Raw genomic sequence first — 21578 nt, 5'->3', positions numbered from 1 at the left:
TCCCCATGACATCAGAACGAATCAAGATTACAAATAACGGAGATAAAATACCAGCGTAAATTATTTTGGCGGAGTTCGCTTTTAGCTGGAATATTAAGCTGATGGGTGAAGCTTCAGGGTAGTAGGTGTAAATATGCCGGAGGAGATGCCATGCTATTGGCTGCTGGTTATGTTGGCTTCCAGTTACGAATGGCATCTGCATAATCCTCTTCATTTTTCAGTTTTTCAGCATCAGGAACGAACACATTCATGTTGGATGAGTTGAGGTGATCCAGCCAGCCAGCCAGAAACTGGAGGTAGAGCTCACTCATCATCTTCTCGTTTCTGCAGGCGCGTGGGCCGATGTAGTCACCACTTGAGGCGATCTCGCCACGTACGGCAATATCGAGATTGGAGATCATCGGGGTGTTGCTCGAATCCAGCGCGGTGAAGTGACCGGCGACAGTAAGGTAGAGCAGCCATGGTGTGCCGGGATTAAGGGCGGCAATGCACGCCAGCATCTGGGCCTTGTCAGGAATCGGGGCGGAGGAGTCTCGGTGCAGTACGGCATGGGCAAAGGTGCCGCGCATCAGGAAATCAAAGGTGCCGGCTTTTTTCTTGGGGACCAGAACCAGATCCTTGTCTTTCTCCAGACGACGGCCACTCCAATGCTCGGCTGTTTTTTTATCAGTGATGCGCATGTCGCCATCTTTCAGTGGTTCGCTATAGATGCATTCGCGCCAGCTCTCATCACTCTGCAGACGCCAGGCCTGAGCACCGGATGCGGAGAGGGCATCAATGGAGAAACAGAGTTTCATGATGTCTGATCAGCCGAGAATTCAGTGATCACCGGCATGCCGGTATCAGGATTCAGATGCAGGCATATCTCACCACGCAACAGGCGAAGCAGATCGTGCCCGACCAGTTCATAACGCCAGCCGTGCAGACAGGCCACTTCCGGTGCTTCACCTTTACAGCGATAACCCCACGATGCCAGTTCAGAGAGGTCGGATTTGCTGGCCAGAATAGTTGAGGCGATCTCACCCTCTTCAGCTTTCAGGCGTACCAGTGTGTCGAGCATCTCAAGGCGCAGATCGGTGCCCCGGCTGTTGTGGCGGCGGGCAGGAAGTTTCGGCCAGCTCTCCTGGGGAGCATCAACACCAGCCTGCCACACCTCAAGAATGGTATCACCATGGCGCTTCACAAAACCGGGGTTTACCCCGCGCATTCTGCCCATCGCCTCCAGCGTCAGTTTATCTCGCCGCGCTATTTCAATCAGCTGCTCATCGCCAATCATACGACGGCGTGGAATGTTGTTGCGTTGTGCCTGCTGCTCGCGCCATGCTGCGAGGCTTCTCAGGACTGCCAGCTGCCTGCCTTTGAGGCGATTGGATCCTTTAACGCGCCAGAACACATTGGCTTCATCCATCTCGTAGGTGGCGGGGTCACAGAGCGTGGCCTGCTCCTCATCCAGCCAGCTGAGGCGGCCGAGTGCTTCCAGACGCTCTTTCAGATGCTGATAGATCGGCATCAGCCAGATTACATCATCAGCAGCATATTCGAGCTGCTTCTCTCTTAGTGGGCGCGCCTTCCAGTCACTGAAAGACTCGCCCTTGGCCAGCTCCTGTTTGGTGATGCGCTGAACAAGGTTGCCGAAACCTACCTGCTGCCCGTATCCGAGCAGGGCGGCGGCAACCTGAGAGTCGAAAAGGGGAAGTGGCATGGAGCCTGACTCTTTCACCACAATCTCCACATCCTGTCGTCCGGCATGGAACACCTTGAGAATTTCAGGATTGGCCATGATCTCCCAGATAGGGGTAAGGTCGGTCAGTTCGATAGGATCAATGATCCAGCACTGGCTGTTACCATAAATCTGCAGCAGCGCGAACTCGGAATAGTAGGTCGATTCACGATGGAATTCGGTATCGACGCAGAGCACTTTGCATTGGCTGATCTCTATGCAGGCCTGTTCAAGTTGGGATGGTGTGTTGATGAATTGAAATTTGGATTCGGACATGGCGTTAGCCTAGCCTCGATTTTATATAAGAACAGTCTCAAGGAGAGGTCAGAAATAAGTTCAGGGCGATTACCTTCCTTAAATAGGGACTTCCTCTTTGAAAGTTGACCCTTTTGCCTTCCGCTATAGAGTGCCCACGCACTCCGGTTCACATTCGACTTGATAGCCCTGAAACGGGCCTCCCACCCATTCGACCCCCAGACGTGCAAAAGATGAGGCAGGAAACAGCATGTTGCTTTTCTGCATAGGAGTTTAACAGTGCCCAAGGTCTGGATTGCTGACAAAATGTCTGCCCGTGCGATTGAAGTATTTAAGGCGCGCGGTATCGAAGTTGACTACAAGCCGGGTCTCTCTGATGACGATAAGCTGGCCATTGCAGGCGATTATGATGCTATCGCCGTGCGTTCATCGACCACACTCAAAGGCGAACTTCTTGATGCAGCCAAACGGGTAAAAGTGATCGGTCGTGCCGGAATCGGTGTCGATAATGTTGATGTTGAGGGCTGTTCACGGCGTGGCATCGTGGTGATGAATACACCTTTTGGTAACACCATTACCACTGCCGAGCTGGCCGTTGCCCATATTGTGGCAGCCGCGCGCATGATTCCGCAGGCCTCTGAATCGACAAGAAGCGGAAAGTGGGAAAAATCCCGTTTTATGGGCATGGAACTGACCGGTAAAAAAGCTGGTGTGATCGGTGCCGGTAATATTGGTGCTATCGTATGTGACCGCCTGAAAGGGCTGCACATGGCTGTGTATGTTTACGATCCGTTTATCTCGGATGAACGCGCCTCTGCGATGGGTGTGACCAAGGTTGAGACGGTGGCTGAGCTGGCTGAAATCGTCGACATCCTGACCATTCATGTGCCGCTGCTGCCGGCAACGCGCAATCTGATTGATGCAGATATTATCGCTCGTATGAAAAAGGGTTCGATTATCGTCAACTGTGCCCGTGGCGGCATTGTTGATGAGACTGCACTCTATGATGCTTGCAAATCGGGCCATCTGCGTGCTGCAGCTCTGGATGTTTATGCCAGTGAGCCGGCCCGTGAAAACCGCCTGTTTGAGTTGGATAATATCAGCTTTACCCCGCATATCGGTGCCTCTACCAATGAGGCGCAGGAGAATGTGGCTGTGCAGGTGGCCGAGCAGATGGCTGACTACCTGCTCTCCGGCGTGGTCTCTAATGCGGTCAATGTACCTTCACTGACGCAGGAGGAGCAGCGTCTGCTCTCACCCTATCTTCTGCTTGCCGAGCGTATGGGAAGCTTTATCGGTCAGACCATGAAACCGGGTTATACAAAAGTGAATGTCTGTTTTGAAGGCAAAGCCTCCACGATCAATCGTAAGCCGTTGATCAACGTGATGCTGCAGGGACTGCTCTCCGGATCTATGGAAGAGGTCAATGCGGTGAATGCCGGCATGCTGGCCAAAGATCGTGGTATCGAGCTGATGGAGTCAGCTTGTGATTCATCCGATCACTTCGCCACCCTGATCAAACTTGAGGTGGAGGGCGATGAAGGTGTGCGTTCGGTCTCAGGAACACTCTTTGATGAATCTCGCCCACGTCTGGTAAGTGTCGACACCTGTGAAGTTGAGATTGCCCCTGAAGGTAACATGATCTTCTTCCAGAATGAGGATAAGCCGGGTGTAATTGCCGCAATCGGCGCAGTGCTGGCCGATGCCGGTATCAATATCGGTGATTTCCGCCTTGGCCGTCGCGAAGATACAGGTGGTGCCGTTGCACTGATTCAGGTGGATTCGACACCGGGACAGGAGATCCTTGATAAGATGGCTGAGTTGAACCATGTACAGGCCGTTCGTTATGCTGAATTGGGGGCGATGTGAAACATAAACCCATCATAGGACTGGATGATGCATTCGGCTCACGTGCAAAAGCGCTGCGCAGCATGCAGGGCAAGATGCTCGATCTATTCGAAGATGCCGGTTATGAAGAGGTGATTCCTCCTATGCTTGAGCGGCCGGATGCCCTGAAATCGGGTGCAGGTCGTTTTCTGGCTGATCAGACTGTTGTTTTCTCCGATCCGGCTGGAGCAGGCACACTGGCCATTCGCTCTGATATGACACCACAGATCGCCCGTATTGCTGCAACGCGACTGCAGGCTGAAGCGGTGTTGAAACTGAGCTACTCAGGTACCGTTATGCTGGCTCGCCCGGATGTGCGTGGTGGTTCCCGTCAGCAGTGGCAGACCGGTGTTGAGTGTCTGGGAATAGCCGGTGCAGCAGGTGATATCGAAGTGATGCATTTGGCTGCCCGCTGCATGATGGCTGCCGGATTTGTTAAATCTGTGCTGCAGGTAGGCCATATCGGCTTGCTGAAAGCGCTTGTGGCCGGTTGTGATGCTCCGCTGGAGACCTGGACAGCACTGCTGGCTCGCCGTTCACCTGATGATCTGCGTGAAGTTATTGCTGTTGAATCGATCTCTGAAGATAGAGCTGATGCACTGCTGGCGCTGGCCAAAGGCAAAGGCGATGAGCAGTGGATTGCCGATAGTGTTGGCAAGTTTGGCGCTGATTTTGATATCGCTGCCAATGAACTGCTTGATCTGGTGCATGAAGTGGGTGATCGGGTTGAAGGTGATGTGAGTGTCTATGCCGATGCGGCAGTGATGCCTCGTTTCCTCTACCACAGTGGCATCCTGTTTGCCGGATTTGCCGAAGGGGTATCGCAGGCGCTGCTCTACGGCGGCCGTTATGATGCGATGATGAAAGCACATGGTCGTGATATGCCAGCTACTGGTTTCTCTTGCGACCTGTGGGCACTGCTCGATACAGTTTAATTGTAAACCTGCCTGTGTGGGTGGGAAGCATCGTAAGATGGCGTTTGAGATAAGAGGGATAACATGACAAATACAGTTGCAATTGGAATCCAGTGGGGCGATGAAGGAAAGGGCAAGATCGTAGATCTGATGGCCCCGAAGATGGATGTCGTAGCCCGTTTTCAGGGTGGACCGAATGCCGGTCACACGCTGGTACTTGGTGATAAGAAGACTGTATTGAATCATATCCCGTCCGGCATCCTGCATGATGATACGCTCTGCTTGATCGGCAACGGCACCGTGGTTGATCCGTTCCGACTGGTGGAAGAGATGGATATGTTGCTTGATGCCGGTATTCCTGTTGCAGATCGATTGAAAATATCTGATCGCTGCCAATTGATTCTGCCATACCATCGTGATCTGGATGCGGCACGCGAAGCTGCCAAAGGAAAAGGTAAAATCGGTACAACAGGCAAAGGTATCGGCCCTTGTTATGAAGATAAAACAGCTCGTCGCGGCATTCGCTTGGTTGATCTGACCTCAGCCGACCTGGATGCACGTATTGATGCCAATATTGAGTATGTGAATTTCATGCTCACCCAATATCTGAAGGCTGAGCCGATCAATCGTGCCGATGTTGATGAAGCGATTGCGCTGGCCAAAGCACGTCTGCTGCCACTTGCTGCTGATGTGCCGCTGATTCTACAGAAACGTATTAAAGCCGGAGATCAGGTTCTTTATGAGGGTGCGCAGGGGTCGATGCTTGATGTCGACCACGGTACTTATCCGTTTGTCACCTCATCCAATACTGTTGCCGGTGCTGCACTTGCAGGGCTCGGTGTTGGTCCGGGCCAGGTGGATGCGGTGCTGGGTATCTGCAAAGCATATACCACCCGCGTTGGCGCAGGTCCGTTTCCGACTGAGCTGTATAATGCCGAAGGCATGTGTGATGCGAAGAATGCAGGCAAACATATGGCTGAAAAAGGCCATGAGTTTGGTGCCACCACTGGTCGCCCACGCCGTACCGGCTGGTTTGATGGCCCTGTGGTACAACATGCTGTGCGCATCAATGGCGTCACAGGTCTGGCTATTACCAAGCTGGATGTGCTCGATGGACTAGACGAGGTGAAACTGTGCACCGGTTATGAGCTGGATGGTGAAGTGCTGGAATCTATTCCGGCCTGCTGCTCTCAGTTGGATGCAGTAATCCCCGTTTATGAGACACTGCCGGGTTGGTCTGACAACACCTTTGGTGCCACCTCAATGGATCAGCTGCCAGCCAATGCCGTGGCACTGCTCAAGCGCATTGAAGCGGTATGTGATTGCCCGGTGACAATGCTCTCCACCGGCCCTGATCGCAATCACATTATTCATCTCTGAATATAAGAATCCCCCTATAACCCGTTAAATATTGTGCCGCTGTCGAAAGCGGCACAATTATTGCTTCATCTTTTTATCCTGTTCACAGGTGCGGAGTCTGTTATTGAAATGATCTCTTCTCGATGCAAAGGATTTGCATTTTTCAGGCTGTTTTCGACAGTCCTTATCGCACTAAGTTTTCTAGTGTCTTTCAATCCGTTTGCTGCCCAGGCTCATGAAGATCAACAGGAGGTTCTTGTTGGCAGTGAGCTGGATTATCCACCCTATGCCGATGTTGATGAAGAGGGCAATGCTGACGGTTTCTCTGTTGATCTGATCAAGGCTGCAGCCAAACAGGTCGGTATTAAACTGAAGTTCGAAGTCGGTCCATGGGCCGAAATGAAAGCCAAACTCGAGCGTGGTGAGATCGATGCGCTGCCACTGGTCGCTTACTCCACTGAACGTGAAAAATATTTTGATTTTTCCACACCCCATATTGTTAGTCATGCGGTTGTATTTATTCGCAAGGGTGAGAAGAGGTTTCACTCACTGGAGGATTTGCGCGGCAAAGAAGTAATTGTTATGCGTGCAGATTCAACGCATGAGTATGTCAAATTCAGCGCGATCACCGATAAAATCATACTAACCAAAACCGTAGGTGAGTCATTTCAGCTGCTCGCATCAGGCAAACACGATTTTGTTATTGCCCCCAAACTCTCAGGACTTCTACTGCTTAATGAGCTGGGCATAGATAACATTGAACCTTTTGGAGAGCCGCTTGAGGCATATGGTAAAGGTTACTCCTTTGCTGTGCATGAAGGTGACAGAGAACTTTTAGAACATCTTGATCGTGGTCTGGTACTGGTCAAAGCCAGTGGTGAATATGATCAAATCTATGACAAGTGGTTTGGCCATGTCGATCCACGTGAAGATAAAAATGCAGAGCTTATCAAACTGATTTTAACTGCTGTTATCATTCTTGTGCTGATTGTTCTGATCGGATTTATCTGGAACCTGATGTTACGTCGCAAGGTTGCAATCAAAACCAAAGAGCTGCTTGAGAGTGAAACCCGCTTTGCCGCCACCTTTGCCGAGGCTGCGATGGGGCTGGCGCATGTGGCTCCTGATGGTTCATGGCTGCGGGTGAATCAGGCACTTTGTGACATCGTAGGTTACAGTGAAGAGGAGCTTTTAAAGCTGACTTTTCAGGATATCACCCACCCAGATGATCTCAATACTGATATGCATTTTGTTGAGCAGATGCTTGCTGGTGAGATCAATCAATACAGCATGGAGAAACGCTACTTTCGCAAAGATGGCACCATCATTTGGGTGAATCTGACGGTGTCACTATTATCCAAAGCCAATGGAGAGCCGGACTACTTTATCTCTGCAGTTGAGGATATTTCAGAACGTAAAAGCCTTGATGCACAGGTCAGGCAGTCCAAGGATGAGTTGGAGACATTTTTTGATCTGGTACCCGATATGGTCTGTGTGGCAACGCCGGATGGTTATTTCAAAAAAATTAATAATACATGGAGCAATGTTCTGGGGTACTCGGATGATGAGCTGCTCTCCAGGCCGTATTTCGAGTTTGTACACCCTGAAGACCAGAAAAATACGCACGAGGTCGCAGCTACTCTCGTTCAAGGTAAGAAGGTTTTTCAATTTTCCAACCGATATCGTTGTAAGAATGGTGGTTATCGTTGGCTGGAGTGGGTCTCTGCGCCCGGATTGGATGGAACGGTTTACGCTGTCGCACGAGATATTACCGAGCGGCGCGAGGCTGAAGAACTTATCCTGAAGGAGCGGAATCTGGCGCAGAAATATCTCGATGTTGCCGGTGTAATGATGGTTGTACTTGATCCTCAGGGGCGCGTTACGCTGATTAATCGCGAAGGTTTGGATATTCTCGGTTATGAAGAGAGTGAACTGCTGCATCAGAGCTGGTTTGAGGTCTGCCTGCCGAAAGAGTCTGTTGAAGAGGTCAGGAGTGTGTTTGATCAGATTATCTCTGGTGGCCATGAACTGATGAAATACTACGAGAACTCTGTGATCACCAAATCAGGAGAGCAGCGAATTCTTGCATTTCATAATGCCCTGCTCACTGACCGGCATGGCAATATCACCGGCCTGTTATCATCGGGTGAAGATATTACCGAGAGCAGGCTGGCGGTAGAGAAGCTGAATAAACTATCGCAGGCCATTGAACAGGCAGGTGAAGGGGTGGTGATCACCGATGCCAATGGCACCATCGAGTACATCAACTCAGCCTACAGCCGTATTACAGGTTACGATGAAGCGGATATCCTCGGCAAAAACCCACGTGTGTTAAATAGCGGTAAACAGAGTGATGAGTTTTATGAGTCAATGTGGGGCACACTTACTAAAGGCGAGGTATGGCAGGGCAGGATCATCGATCAGAGAAAGGATGAGACTCTTTATCCAGCGCTGCTGACTATTTCGCCGATTAGAGATGAAGAAGATAATGTGACTCACTATGTAGGTGTACAGCAGAACCTTAAAGAGTACGAAGATCTGGAGGTCCAGTTTCAGCAGGCCCAGAAGATGGAGGCGATTGGCACGCTGGTGGGTGGCATTGCCCATGACTTCAATAATGCCCTGGCTGGCATCACCAGTAATCTCTATCTGGCTAGAAAGAAATCCTCCGAGCTTGATGTGATAGGCAATGTTAAAAGTGCCGAGAAACTCGCTTTTTCTGCTGCAGGAACCATCCAGCAGCTGCTCGCTTTCTCCCGAAAAGGGGTGGTGAATATGGGTACACTTTCGATTGCACCCTTCCTGAAAGAGATCATCAAACTGCATCGTGTCGCTATTCCTGAAAATATTGAAATTAAACAGCTGGTTGAAGAGAGCGGATTGAAAATCAGGGGTGATATTAATCAACTGCAGCAGATGTTGATGAATTTGATGAACAATGCCCGTGATGCGCTTGAGGGCGTTGAAAATCCGCAGATCAGTCTGATTTTGAGCCATGAACTTGTTCGTAACAAAAGCAAAGCAAAACCCGGTCAGGTGAAAAATGGCGAGTATGCATGTATCACGGTGATGGATAACGGTTGCGGTATTAGCGATGAGCATCGCGAGCATATTTTCGAGCCATTTTATACCACCAAAGAGGCGGGTAAAGGCACAGGGCTCGGGCTTTCAATGTCCTATGGTGCGGTGAAGACACATGGCGGCTGGATATTTGCACTGCCGGGAGAGGACGGCATTGGAACGGTATTGAAGGTTTACCTGCCGCTTGTCGATCTCAAAGCTGATCTGGATATATGCGTGGATTCGGATGAAGTGGTTGATGGTAAGGGTGAAACGATTCTGCTTGTCGATGATAACCAGATCGTGCTGGAGGTGGGAAAAGAGCTTCTGGAGGGGCTCAATTACCATGTGCTGACTGCTACAGATGGTCTGGAGGCTATCTCGGTTTACAGCGAGCATCAGGATCATATTGATCTCTTACTGCTCGATGTGGTGATGCCAAGAATGGGCGGCATGGAGGCGCTGAAAGAGATGCGTCGGATTAATCCGGATGTGAAAGCGATATTTGCTACAGGTTACAACAAGGTCAGTGCGATGGGTGAAAGCGATGAATTTCAAGCTGAAAAAGTGCTTGCTAAACCACTGGCCATTTCGGAATTAAGTCAGGCGCTCAGGGATAAACTGAATTCATAATCACCATGGCGTCCATGATGATCTGCACGGCTGTTGGCAGAAAAAAAGAGTGTAAATATTGTTGCATTATATTACAGGGTAGATGTTGCCGGAAGGGGAAAGAGTTTCCCTCGCTGATGTTCGTCTCAATTGGCTGTGTGATATTTGAATATGTAATATTGTCAGTTAGTTATGGCTGTTCTGTGAGACTCTAAATAGAGCAGGTGTTGTTTGGCGAGATCTATGCTCCTGATCTGTTAAGTAGCTACGCTAGCTAAGGAGCAAGCCTATGCGATCTCTCTTTCTGACCCTTATTGCGATATCCGCTGCAGTGCAGTTGATTTCAGGTTTGATGTTGGAAGCCCATGCATCAGTGGTGACCGGAGAATTTATCTACCAGAAGCAGGGGCTAAGCAAAACAGCGTTCAGTTATCGTGTGGAGCAGGATACTTTTCAGGGCGTTCCTGCCTGGCGCGTCAGTTGGCAGGGGCAGGGCATGAACGCTGACCATCTGATTCGCCGTTCTGATCTGAGGCCTCTCTATACCTCGCGAGAAAATCACCGCAATGGTCAACGTATTGAAATTAGATACAGCACACTGATTGATACCCCGACGCTCTATCGCCGGTTTGAGGGAGGAAAAACAGTAGAGCTCAATATTTGGCACACCAACCTCTATGATCTGGGCGCACTGCCTCAGTTGCTGGCCTCCAGACTCACTACAGGGGGTGATCCAAACATCAAATTTTCAGCTATTAACTATAACGATGGCAAGGTATACGAGCTGAAGGCCAGAAGAGGCGAGTTGCGTTCAGTTGTGGCAGGGGAAGGGTCGATAGATTGTGTGGAATACACAGTGAGCCTTGATTCATGGATGTCAGCAATTATTTCACCCGTCCGCCTCCTTATTTCCGGACAGCAATCACTTGAGAGTAACCTCGTGGCCTACAAAGGACCTGGTCTTGATGGGGTAGAGAGTTTCTGGTCGCTGCTTCTGGTTGCAAGCAGCAGCAGGTTGGCCATGGCGGAGAGAGCTCCTGCAAATTGAAAAGGGGTTATATCCAGCGGCGGACGCGAGCCTTATAGGTCAGATAACTGTCGCCGAACTGCTTCTCCAGCGCCTTCTCTTCCTGTTCGATCTGAAATTTATTGATGTAGAGGATAAATGCTGCAACTACAAACAGCCCTAATCTGGCACCAAGCCAGATACTCAGTGCTGAGAGAATAAAGGCTAAACCGAGATACATCGGGTTCCTTGTATATCTGTAGATGCCCGTTGAGACGATGGTTGATGTTTTATGCGGATAACGGGGGTCAATCGTGGTTTTAGCCAGTCTGAAGCTGATCAACGCCCAAACATCGATGACTCCAGCCATGCCAAGCAGTATGTAGGCGATACTGTTTCTGATCTCTGCATCAACGTGGTGCAGGGGCAATACAATGCTTAAACCCCAGATCATCAATCCGCACAGCAGTGCCACAATCGGTGGCGGAATTTTAAGGTGAAGCCTTTGCATGGCCCCGATCATGAACTAAATGCGATAAAACCTGTAGCAGGAGATCATCGATCTTTGATGTAGCTGTTCCAGATGCGCACCACATAATAGATCGGCGCGTGATCATTAAGGTAGTCGCTGGGGATGGCATCCAGGTCACCATGGCTCCAGCTGTTGAAGAGGTCGCCGAGGTGACCGACATGGCCGGTAATGCGGTTTTTCATCTGTAACCAGCAGTTCGGATTATCGTGAATAAGGCCTGCATCATCGATATATTTTAACTGGCCAATATGCCGGTAGCTAATGGCGGGCGGTACCATGGTTACAATATCGTTGTTGTTCACAAAGCGATAGGTGGCCGTTGTGTAGTTATCGGCAAAATCATGGTCTCCTACCCGAGGTGAGCCGAAGGTATAGAGACCATCTGCCTTGGGAGATCGTTCTGCAGCCAGTGTGGCCAGGGCTGCGCCCAGGCTATGGCCGGTGAACCAGAGCGTTAATCCGGAGTTTTCGGAACATATTGTGTTGAGATGGTTGAGCATATTATGGCTATCGCAATCAGTCATATTCCAGACCAGATCCAGTGCTTTTTTGAATCCACGATGTACCAAGCCTCTGCCATCATGCGCTGATAAGGGGAGATCCAGATCGGTAACAATATCCTCAATTTCACTCACTTCCGTGCCGCGAAAGCAGATGATGGCAAAGTTCTCATTATGCGCTACAAAACTCTGGGTACCCCTGTTTTCAAAGAAGTGACAATGAGGAAGCCCGGCACTTTTCAGTTTTTCTGCTACGAAACTCCGGTCACGCACATAAACCAGCAGAGATGCTTCGGCCAGCCACCAGCCATTGACCGATTGATAACTGTTTGAGGTATAGCGGAAGGGGTGGCTATCGCAGTCCCTGAAATAGTCATAGGTTGTGTTGGCTGCAAACAGTCCGTCAAAGGAGCGGTCTGTTGGAAGTGGTTTTGGTACAAGAGCGTTCATCGCTTTCTCTCCCATGCAAGTACATTTCCTATTATCATAGTTAGCATTTGAGAAAGTGCCAAACTGATTTTTTTTGCTTCGTGAAGCGAATCGTTCACGTTTATCATTGCCCGGATCGTGTTACAGTTTGGCAGCATGATAGTTTGGCAGCATGATAGTTTGGAGGATGAATGACTGAACAGGAAGGGCCGAGCAGAGAGATGCTCAGGGCACACAGACAGATTTTCTGGGATGCATGGCACAAGGCGCAGGCCGATCTTCCGATCAATGCCCTTGAGGTGCGTATCGCACGGGTGATTGAGATGCATCCTGAATATCACCACTTCTTTGATGATATGGAAGATTTTCTCGAGCGTGATTTTGAGGTGAATGATGGTATGAATCCCTATCTGCACCTCTCTCTGCATCTGGCTCTGGAGGAGCAGCTGGCGACCAAGCAGCCCCCGCAAGCAGCCAATGCGATGGTTCATCTGCTGACAGTGAAAAAGATGGATCGTCATGATGCACTACACAAGCTGCTGGAGATTCTGGCGGAAACGGTTTACTACGCGCAGCGTGCAGGGCAAGAACCGGATGTGGAAGCCTATGCCCGGCGTATGAAGGAGTTGGTGATCTAATGTTCAGGAATTTACTTGTCTCAATCGTATTTTTTATTGGCCCTGCACTGCTGATGTTTATTGCGCGTAATCTGGTATTGATCGGCATGGTATGGTTGAAGAGCCGCCATGAAAAAGAGCTTGAGCAGAAGATCATCGATATCACGCCGATCCATAACCACAGGCATCCGAACTGGTTTGTGATTATTGTTGTCATGATCAGTATGACCTGTGCCGTTACGGTGTTTCTGGAGCTGCAAAATAAAGATGATGTTGTGCCGCAGGAGTATGTACCTGCCTATACCGATGATTCCGGCAAGATCATTCCGGGTCATTGGCAGCCGAAAGCGCCAGCCTCTGATTGACTGATTTGAAGGAGATGCAGCCCTCTCTTTTTGACGAACCTTCTCTACAGACCGATGTAGCTCTAAAGATAGAGGCTATCGCTGAGGCTGATCTGCCAGCAGCCCTGAGTGAAGGGGGATTGCTGCTCACCGCCAGCGCCGGGCTGGCACTGGCATGGAAACGTGCCTGCGTAGTGGCTTCGGATCAGAGCGTCTGCATCACGCCTGCTGTGATAAGTTGGCAGGACTGGATCAATGCTCTTGCTACACAGGACTCAAACCTCTCTGTGCCACTGAACCGCATGCAGGAGACAAGGCTCTGGGAGCAGGTGATTCGCGATGATGGCTCCTCCTCTGCCTCCCACTCATCCTCATCCCTGCGTGGACTTGCACGCCACGCACGCGATGCCTTTGCATTGATGAAAGATTATCGTATTGAAACCAGAGAACTTGCCTTTGGAGGTGAAGAGGCTGAGGCACTGGCTGGCTGGATCAGTGCCATGGCTGAGCAGCTGGGCCGTGGGGCATTGGCAGGGCGTACGCTTAGCGCAATGCAAGCAGAGCATCTGCTGGCCGATATTACCCGGCGGGTAAGCCAGACAGCGCTGATACTCGATGGTTTCGATCGCTTTACCCCGATGCAGGAGGCTCTGCTCTCTGCGCTTCAGGGTGCGGGGACAACAGTTTTATCTATTCAGCGTGAGCAGATTGCGACACCGGTGCTTACGGCATGCAGTGATCAGACTGAGGAGTTTCAACTGCTGGCGAAAAGGATCAGAAGCAGCCTTGATGAAGAGCCTCAGATACGTATTGGTGTGGCTCTGAGTGATGCTATCAAAGATACGAAACCGCTATGCAGGGCTTTGAATGCGGCACTTATGCCGGTGGCAGGATCAGAGACTGAACTGCAGGCGGTGAATATGCCTGCCGCCTCTCTCTCTAATCTGCCGATGATCAGCCAGCTCCTGCATATGTTGGCTATGGCCGCGCAGAGCACTGTTTCATTCAATGATTTTTCACGGCTTCTCTTCTCGCCATGGTTGAAGGGTTATGCAGATGAGCGGATGGCACGCAGCGAATTTGATCGACAACTGCGGCGACTCAATCGCCATCAGCTATCCCTGCAAACGATAGTCGATAGCCCGATGATGGCTGCATTACCGGAGCTTAAGCCACTGTTTGCAACGCTCTCAAGCTGGGATGAGAAGGCCTGTTCGGTGCTGGAGTGGGTAAGCCGGGTGCATGGCCTGCTGCAACAGAGTGGTTTTGTGCAGATTTCCAGCGATGGCGAGCCGCGCAGCAGTAGTGATATTCGCCAGATGAACGCCTTTCGCGATACGCTGAGTTCACTGGTATCGATTGATGCAGTGGCCGGACGTTTGAACTGGAGCTCTTTTCTTTCACTGCTGCGCTCCGCCTGCTCAGAGACACAGTTCGGCCAGCCTGGCCGATATGCCAATATCACGGTGTTGCCCATCAGCCAGATGGCCGGCATGAGCTTTGATAAACTCTATGTTATCGGCCTGGATGAAGAGGTGTTTCCAATGCCGGTGCGATCACAGCCGCTGTTGCCTCCGGTGTTGCAGCAGAAATTTAATATCGCCAACAGTCGTGCTGAGCTGGCTTTTGAGCACTCGACATGGCTCTGGCAGCAGCTCTTAAACACAGCCCCGATTGTTGAACTCTCCTATGCAGCCCTGCGCAATGAACAGGAGATGCATGTTTCACCTTTTGCCAGGAATCTTCCACCACAGAGGGCTGATGTGTCGCCTGAAAAGATTCAGCAGCTTGAGCAGGATGTGTATGCCGATGCACCCGATCTGCCACTGCTGGCGGATGAGAGTGTCCGTGGTGGTACAGCCCTGATTCGCGATCAGTCGGCTTGCCCTTTCAGAAGTTTCGCCACCTGGCGGCTGGGTATCTCCGAACTGGATGAGACCGAACCCGGCATTGAGGCGACAACCAAAGGTTCATTGATTCATCTGGCGCTGGAATATATCTGGCAGCAGCTGAGATCGAGATCTGCACTCTCAGCGCTGGATGCAGAGGGTAGATCTCTATTGATCGCTGCCAGTATCAGGCATGCATGGCAGCAGCAGGGGGTGTCGCTTACCTCTGCAATCAAGGCGATTGAAGTCAAGCGCATGGCAACGGTTCTGGAGGAGTGGCTTGAGACAGAGCTGCTGCGCCCCGGTTTCAGGGTGAAGGCGACCGAAGCCGATTTTACGTTGCAACTGCCGCAAAGTGGTTCACAGCAGGTGACCATCAGAGTCAAGGCGGATCGTATTGATGAGGATGAAGAGGGGCGCACTATCCTCATCGATTATAAAACCGGAGCGCCGCAGAGTTTTCGCAAGTGGCTGGGGGAGCGTATTGAGGAGCCTCAACTACCGCTCTATGCCGTGGCAGCCGGTTTGTCAGAGCTGGATGTCGTGACATACGGGCGTGTGCGTACAGGTCAGATGGGCTTTGAAGGGCTCTCAGGTGAGGGCAGTGGTATCAAAGGGGTGACTGCCTGTGATGGTAAGCGTGGTGCTCCCGATGATTGGGATGCGGTACTGCAGCTGTGGCGTGAGCAGGTTAATGCATTGGCCGCTGAGTTTGTAGCTGGCCGTAGTGAAGTGGCCCCGCGCGATGAGAAGGCGTGTAACTACTGTGGGCTGGAATCGATCTGCAGAATTGAAGAGCGAGGATTTGTTAGCGATAGCGGGGAAGAGAGTTGAGTAGCGAAGTACGTCTGATTGCCCGTGATCCGCAGGTGTCAGTGCTGGTGCAGGCACCGGCAGGTTCAGGCAAAACAGAACTGCTAACCCAGCGAATTCTGGCACTTTTAGCCATTGTTGAAGAGCCTGAAGAGATTCTGGCACTCACCTTTACCCGCAAGGCTGCTGCTGAGATGCGTGGCCGGGTGATAGGGGCGTTGTCGATGGACAAACCTGCTGCCGATCAGTCGCATAAACTGGAGACATGGCTGCTGGCGCAGCAGGCGCTAAAGCGCTCTGAAGAGCGGGGCTGGAATCTCTGTGACTACCCTGCACGACTGCGTCTGATGACACTTGATAGTCTCACCTTTGCTCTGGCAAAGCAGTTGCCACTGCTCTCAGGGCTGGGCGAGATGCCTCGCCCCGGTGAATATCTCTTTGCGGCCTATCGTGAGGCGGCTGAAACGGCACTGAATCAATTGCTGCGAAGTGATCTGGAGACGGCCGAAATTCTGCTGCTGCACCATGATCATCAGGCTCCGGCCTTGATTGCACTGGTGGCCGATATGCTCTCCAAACGTGAGCAGTGGCTACCGTTGATTGGCCGCCATGCTGCAGATATGGCCAGTGCCCAAAGTGATATGGAAGCACTTTTAGGCAGGCTGATTGTCGATGAGATTAGCTCCTGCGATGATATGATTCCGGTCGAGGTAAGACAGAAACTTCCGGCGCTTATCGCCTATGCAGCCAATCAGCCCGATTGCACTCTTGGCATTGAGGATCTGGGCGGGTTGGAGTGCTGGCCTGTAGTTGATATTGGTATGGTCGAGACATGGCAGGGCATTGCCAGGGCAGTGCTGAAAAAAACCGGTGGTTTCCCGACTGCACGTGCGATTAACAAAGCGCGTGGCTTCGGCACGCAGGCCAAAGATGAGAAGCTGTGCATGCAGGAGCTCACCGAGATGATGGCCTCAGTGCCGGGGCTGGAAGCGGCACTTGAATCTCTGCTCAAATTGCCTGTGAGCCCTGTTTATGACCAGAAGCAGTGGATGGTGCTTGAAGGGCTGTTTACGCTGCTGCTGTTCGCCTCACAGCGCCTGCAGCAGCTGTTTGCACGTAGTGGGGAGGTCGATTTCACCGAGATTGCTCTCAGAGCACTACAGGCGCTTGAAGATGAGGTGGGGGCACCTTCAGATCTTCTGCTGAAACTGGATTATCGTATCCACCATATTCTCGTTGATGAGTTTCAGGACACCTCACTGCTGCAGATGCGCCTGCTGCAGAGTCTGACTGCCGGATGGCAGGAGGGTGATGGCAGGCATCGCACCCTGTTTATGGTGGGTGATCCGATGCAATCGATCTACCGCTTCAGGAAAGCTGAGGTGGGGCTGTTCCTGCAGGCTGCTGATAACTGCTCAGGTCTGCCTTATGTTGAAGCGCTGCAGCTTGAACGCAATTTCCGCTCCGCTCCTGATATTGTTGATTGGGTAAATCGGGCTTTCGCATCAATTTTACCCGATCAGCAGGATGTGGTGCGTGGTGCCGTTGCCCATGCACAAGCGACGGCAGCACTGAAACACTCCGGTTTGGTACGCTTGAGCATTCAGACGGGTAAGGATGTGGCTGCAGAGGCGAAAGCAGTTGTCTCTCTGATCAGCGAACAGCTGACACAAACTGGTGATGATGGCGGCAGACGTCGCATTGCCGTTCTTGCCCGTTCACGTAAGCAGTTGCATACGATCATGCCGGAGCTGGAAGAGGCGGGCATCGCCTATCGCGCCATCAAGATTTTACCACTTTATGACAGGCCTGAAATTCGCTTGTTGCGCGCTCTTGTGCGTGCACTGCTGCACCCATCGGATCGTGCTTGCTGGTCAGCACTGCTGCGGGCGCCATGCTGTGGTCTTACAACGGTTGATATGCATCTGTTGATGGCAGGTGACAAAAGGCCGTTATGGCAGCTGTTCAATGATGAGGCTCTGCTTGGGAAGTTTGATGCTGATGCCTTGCAGCGTATTGAATTCCTCAAACATGCACTCGGCCCCTGCATGCATGCATCGGGCAAGGTAGCTGTTCGTGATCTGGTTGAGAGCGCATGGCAGCGACTGGCGATGCCTGCACTGATTGATCAAACAGCACGGCTCAATATTGAGGTTGCGCTTGAGCTGATTGAATCGCTTGATGAGGGAGGGCGTATCAACTTCCCGCTTTTTGATGAACGCCTTGAAAAGCTCTTTGCTGCACCGGATGTGAGAGAGGAGGCCGGCCAGGTTGAATTGATGACCATGCACGGTGCCAAAGGCTTGCAGTGGGATACGGTGATTTTGCCGGGCCTTGGTAACAGAGGCCAGAATAGTGACCGGCCGTTACTGGCCTTTACCGATATTGCCGTGGGTGAAGCGGTGCTTCCACTGATGGCTGCCAAGGCTGCAGTGCGTAGTGATGATGCCATATTCTCGCTAGTGAATGGCATTGAAAAGTCCAAATATGACTATGAGTTAGCGCGGCTTCTTTATGTGGCTTGTACGCGGGCTGAGTCTGAGTTACATATGTTCGGACATGTTTCTGAGAATAGTGAAGTGGCTGGCTCCGGTTCGCTGCTGAATCTGCTGATGCCCGATGGTATTGAGGCGGGCTGTTTTGGCGCAGAGCTGGTCTCGCTTGAGCTGGAGCAGGGGTGTGACGCGGCTGAGGTTAAACCCGTGCAACGGGTCAAACAGATACCACAGATTGTCGAGCCACTACCTGAGCAGGAGTTGGCTGTGGAGTCCGAATACTTCTGGGCAGGCCCTGAAGCGGCACCGGTCGGTAATGCTGTGCATGCCGCGCTTCAATCTGTTGGTGAGGTTGGTCTGGAGCAGTGGAGTGATCCGCAAAACGACAGGGCGTGTGAGTCTATTGGTCGACTTCTACTGGCAGAGGGGCTCTCAGGAAGTCTGCTGGAGCAGGCAAAACAACGTGCAGAGAGAGCGCTGCGCAAGACATTGGCGAGCGAGAAAGGGCGCTGGATACTATCAGGTGAGCACAGTGATGCGCATTGTGAGTGGGCTCTGAGTAGTGAGAGAGATAGTTTTGTCTCTCATCACATTATCGATCGGAGCTTTATCGACAGAGACGGAATCCGCTGGATTATTGATTACAAAACCGCAGCCCATGAGGGCGGTGATCTCGAAGGTTTCCTTGCTGAGGAGAGCAAACGTCACGCTCCTCAGCTAGCCCGTTATGCCTCAATCCTGCAGGCCCTGGAGCCCGGTCGTGAGCTCAGAACCGCACTCTACTTCCCCATGCTCGATGTTATGCGCGAGGTGAGCGTAGAGGATTGAACATTGCAAACGCTACTTTTTACAGTGTTTGAGCATGCCTTTGACGAATACGCGGGCCAGTAAAAACTCACCCAGATAGCTAAGTATCTTGTTGATGCGGCGAATGATATAAGCCGGACGCAGGTGGTAGGTGAATGCATTGTAGCGATGGATGGCCGCTTTAGTGCGTGCCGCTTCATCACTGCTGACCTCAAGGGCTTTCGCCTCAACCTTGCGGAAAAGCATGTTAATATCGGGATGGGACTCATCAGTGAACTGGCTGACCAGCTCAAAGCCACACTTTTTGGCAAGAGCAATCAGGGTTGCAGGGGTGAAGTTGTAGATGTGCGCGTAGTGGAAGAGACGATCATAGGTGGCGAACGGGCCGGCAATGTTCGGGCACTCTACATAGAAATAACCATCTTCATTGAGCAGGCTGTGGATATGATTCAGGGCGCGGGTAGGGCTGGAAAAATGCTCGATCACATGGATCAGAAGAACCACATCATAGGTGGGTTCAGCGGGCAGGTCGTAGAGGTTACGATTCTCTACCGATGCGTGAAGCTGTTCGCGGGTAAATGCATTGAAATCTTTGTTTGGCTCAATGCCGCTGGCATCAAAACCCTGCAGCTCGAATGATTTGACTGTGCAGCCGATACCGGCACCGATCTCAAAAACCCTGGCTTTTTTATCCAGTCGTGAAAAGAGCTGTTTAAGAATACGGTCGCCATTTCTCCAGGCGCGCATGATACGGCGGGTCGATGGAGTGCTCTCACCATGATAATCACGGCGATACTGTTCGGCGTAGTAGGCGGATACTTCCTCTTCGCTGGGCACCGGCATATGCGCCACCAGTCCGCAGCTGCTGCAGATACCGGTGTGCAGTTCCTTGCCGTGGCGGTCACGATTGCCTATCTCTTCAAAGCTCGAACCTCCGCAAAGGTCGCACTGATTTTCCGGATGCTGCGTCTGATCACTACTCAAAATGGGGCCCCTGATCTGAATTCGGGCGAATGTTAATCTATTTCGCTGGCAATTTCATTGATCAGAAGCATGGATGTCATACGTTGAAAACAGAGGCCGGATATATTTGTCAGCCCAGCTTATCCTCTTTGAAACGTTCCTGAATACCTTTCAGGATCGGTTTGCTGGCAAAAAGCGCATCAACACAGTCAGCATCAAACATCCGCCCTTTGTTTTCCGCCATAAATGCCAGCGCCTTGCGGTTGGACCATGCCTCTTTGTAGGGGCGTTTGCTGGTCAGGGCATCAAATACATCAGCCGTTGAGGTGATACGAGCCTCTATCGGGATCTCCTCACCTTTGAGCCCTTCAGGGTAACCGGAACCATCAATACATTCGTGATGGTAGAGTACAATGTTTCTTAACATCTGCACGTTATCAAGGCCATCAAGGTCAAATTGATCGACCATCGTATCGATGATTTTTTTGCCGATATGAACATGGGTCTGAACAATGGATCTTTCATCATCCGTTAGCTTCCCATCTTTAAGGATGATTTTGTCCGGCACGCCGACTTTTCCGACATCATGTAGTGGTGTGAACTGGAAAATATACTCAATCATCTCGTCATTGAGGTCGTGTTTCTCGCCAATCTCAAGTGCGATCACCCGGGCATAATGAGACATGCGGGATAGGTGGGCACCGGTCTCCTCATCCTTGATGCGACTAAATTCACGGGCTGTGGCGACGGCACCCTTCAGTGTTTTCAGCGGCATGGTTTCGGCAATCAGCAGGGTGGAGATGAGATGGATGAATATTTTAAGTTGTTCAACTCTCTCAGCGGAGAAATAGTTGACCTCTTTGGCGTTCATAAACAGGAGGCCGACCAGTGAATCTTTACTGAACACCGGAAAGGTGAGACTTGAGCGGTAACCGGCAGCTTTGATCAGCTTGGTGTGTCTTCGATCTGAGGAGATCGCGGTGATATCATCGATGATGCGCATCTCTCTTGTTTCTACCAGTTTTGAGAGTGACTCTGAACTGCTCAGTTTGCTGGAGTAGTACTGGATAGGGGTGGCATCACGGGTGCTGTTGGTGAAGGTTTTCAGCATGTCTGTCTCTTTGTCGTAGAGTACAACGGCAATACGGCACAGTGCTGGAAATGTGTCATTCAGGTTTCGATGAATCTGCTCAATCTGATTGCATAACATGGTGGGGCCCCTCCAGCTCTAACATCCCTCCATGGACATCAATTAGAAATCTATCGGTTATTATAGAAATAACTTAAGTAGGAGTACTTCATGTTCTCTCACATTGACTGGTATGAAGGCATGTTGTCGTGAATTCACGCTGTTAATAAATGAATAAAGATACATT

At 51.2% G+C, this 21578-nt stretch carries 15 protein-coding genes; 9 read left to right on the top strand and 6 right to left on the bottom strand.

Annotated features, from left to right (window positions below):
* Positions 1-167: 167 nt before the first annotated feature.
* Together F3F96_RS09715 and rnd are read right to left on the bottom strand one after the other, a co-directional pair.
* A complete protein-coding gene (locus F3F96_RS09715) occupies positions 168-797 on the bottom strand; it encodes a hypothetical protein (protein WP_176963058.1) in 630 nt (209 codons plus the stop codon).
* The gene (gene rnd / locus F3F96_RS09710; RefSeq protein WP_176963057.1) at positions 794-1996 is read right to left on the bottom strand and encodes a ribonuclease D; all 1203 of its coding nucleotides are present in this window, start codon (positions 1994-1996) and stop codon (positions 794-796) included. Before rnd ends, F3F96_RS09715 begins: the two co-directional genes overlap by 4 nt.
* A 258-nt stretch (positions 1997-2254) precedes the next feature.
* Between rnd and serA the strand changes: the two genes are divergently transcribed.
* From serA to F3F96_RS09685, 5 genes are all read left to right on the top strand, one after another.
* The gene (serA, locus tag F3F96_RS09705; protein ID WP_176963056.1) at positions 2255-3844 is read left to right on the top strand and encodes a phosphoglycerate dehydrogenase; all 1590 of its coding nucleotides are present in this window, start codon (positions 2255-2257) and stop codon (positions 3842-3844) included.
* On the top strand, positions 3841-4797 hold the full coding sequence (locus F3F96_RS09700) for an ATP phosphoribosyltransferase regulatory subunit (protein ID WP_176963055.1): 957 nt from the start codon (positions 3841-3843) through the stop codon (positions 4795-4797). Before serA ends, F3F96_RS09700 begins: the two co-directional genes overlap by 4 nt.
* A 63-nt stretch (positions 4798-4860) precedes the next feature.
* Complete coding sequence (locus F3F96_RS09695; RefSeq protein WP_176963054.1) at positions 4861-6156, top strand: adenylosuccinate synthase; 1296 nt, start codon at positions 4861-4863, stop codon at positions 6154-6156.
* A gap of 183 nt (positions 6157-6339) precedes the next feature.
* Positions 6340-9828 carry a PAS domain S-box protein gene (locus F3F96_RS09690; RefSeq protein ID WP_176963053.1) on the top strand — a complete coding sequence of 1163 codons (3489 nt, stop codon included), beginning with the start codon at positions 6340-6342 and terminating at the stop codon, positions 9826-9828.
* Positions 9829-10096: 268 nt separating this feature from the next.
* Positions 10097-10855, top strand: a complete 759-nt coding sequence (locus F3F96_RS09685) for a hypothetical protein (protein ID WP_176963052.1) — start codon at positions 10097-10099, stop codon at positions 10853-10855.
* 7 nt (positions 10856-10862) lie between these two features.
* On the opposite strand, the gene F3F96_RS09680 is transcribed toward F3F96_RS09685, so the two are convergent.
* Positions 10863-11324, bottom strand: a complete 462-nt coding sequence (locus F3F96_RS09680) for an isoprenylcysteine carboxylmethyltransferase family protein (RefSeq protein WP_176963051.1) — start codon at positions 11322-11324, stop codon at positions 10863-10865.
* A 44-nt stretch (positions 11325-11368) separates the two neighbouring features.
* A complete protein-coding gene (locus F3F96_RS09675; protein WP_176963050.1) occupies positions 11369-12295 on the bottom strand; it encodes a lipase family protein in 927 nt (308 codons plus the stop codon).
* 170 nt (positions 12296-12465) lie between these two features.
* On the opposite strand from F3F96_RS09675, the gene F3F96_RS09670 reads away from it, so the two are divergent.
* The 4 genes from F3F96_RS09670 to F3F96_RS09655 are packed head-to-tail and all read left to right on the top strand — an operon-like array spanning position 12466 to position 19260.
* A complete protein-coding gene (locus tag F3F96_RS09670) occupies positions 12466-12912 on the top strand; it encodes a DUF1841 family protein (protein WP_176963049.1) in 447 nt (148 codons plus the stop codon).
* Positions 12912-13256: a hypothetical protein gene (locus F3F96_RS09665; RefSeq protein WP_176963048.1), complete on the top strand. Its 345-nt coding sequence runs from the start codon at positions 12912-12914 to the stop codon at positions 13254-13256. Before F3F96_RS09670 ends, F3F96_RS09665 begins: the two co-directional genes overlap by 1 nt.
* Entirely contained in the window at positions 13253-15958 is a 2706-nt protein-coding gene (locus tag F3F96_RS09660) for a PD-(D/E)XK nuclease family protein (RefSeq protein ID WP_176963047.1), read from the top strand. Before F3F96_RS09665 ends, F3F96_RS09660 begins: the two co-directional genes overlap by 4 nt.
* Positions 15955-19260: an exodeoxyribonuclease V subunit beta gene (locus tag F3F96_RS09655; RefSeq protein WP_176963046.1), complete on the top strand. Its 3306-nt coding sequence runs from the start codon at positions 15955-15957 to the stop codon at positions 19258-19260. Before F3F96_RS09660 ends, F3F96_RS09655 begins: the two co-directional genes overlap by 4 nt.
* Positions 19261-19272: 12 nt before the next feature.
* Here the strand turns inward: F3F96_RS09655 and F3F96_RS09650 are convergent, their stop codons facing one another.
* Together F3F96_RS09650 and F3F96_RS09645 are read right to left on the bottom strand one after the other, a co-directional pair.
* Positions 19273-20223, bottom strand: a complete 951-nt coding sequence (locus F3F96_RS09650) for a class I SAM-dependent methyltransferase (protein WP_176963045.1) — start codon at positions 20221-20223, stop codon at positions 19273-19275.
* A 109-nt stretch (positions 20224-20332) separates the two neighbouring features.
* A complete protein-coding gene (locus F3F96_RS09645) occupies positions 20333-21412 on the bottom strand; it encodes an HD-GYP domain-containing protein (RefSeq protein ID WP_176963044.1) in 1080 nt (359 codons plus the stop codon).
* Positions 21413-21578 lie beyond the last annotated feature (166 nt).

It is taken from the genome of Mariprofundus sp. NF (assembly GCF_013387455.1).
GTDB lineage: Bacteria > Pseudomonadota > Zetaproteobacteria > Mariprofundales > Mariprofundaceae > Mariprofundus.
This window is presented reverse-complemented; position numbering and strand designations above follow the sequence as displayed.

What these genes read in the sequence shown, in the direction of transcription:
- F3F96_RS09675 (WP_176963050.1), bottom strand. Translation starts at nt 12,295, where the DNA reads ATGAACGCTCTTGTACCAAAACCACTTCCAACAGACCGCTCCTTTGAC.
- rnd (WP_176963057.1), bottom strand. Translation starts at nt 1,996, where the DNA reads ATGTCCGAATCCAAATTTCAATTCATCAACACACCATCCCAACTTGAA.
- F3F96_RS09695 (WP_176963054.1), top strand. Translation starts at nt 4,861, where the DNA reads ATGACAAATACAGTTGCAATTGGAATCCAGTGGGGCGATGAAGGAAAG.
- F3F96_RS09685 (WP_176963052.1), top strand. Translation starts at nt 10,097, where the DNA reads ATGCGATCTCTCTTTCTGACCCTTATTGCGATATCCGCTGCAGTGCAG.
- F3F96_RS09665 (WP_176963048.1), top strand. Translation starts at nt 12,912, where the DNA reads ATGTTCAGGAATTTACTTGTCTCAATCGTATTTTTTATTGGCCCTGCA.
- F3F96_RS09645 (WP_176963044.1), bottom strand. Translation starts at nt 21,412, where the DNA reads ATGTTATGCAATCAGATTGAGCAGATTCATCGAAACCTGAATGACACA.
- F3F96_RS09715 (WP_176963058.1), bottom strand. Translation starts at nt 797, where the DNA reads ATGAAACTCTGTTTCTCCATTGATGCCCTCTCCGCATCCGGTGCTCAG.
- F3F96_RS09670 (WP_176963049.1), top strand. Translation starts at nt 12,466, where the DNA reads ATGACTGAACAGGAAGGGCCGAGCAGAGAGATGCTCAGGGCACACAGA.
- F3F96_RS09680 (WP_176963051.1), bottom strand. Translation starts at nt 11,324, where the DNA reads ATGCAAAGGCTTCACCTTAAAATTCCGCCACCGATTGTGGCACTGCTG.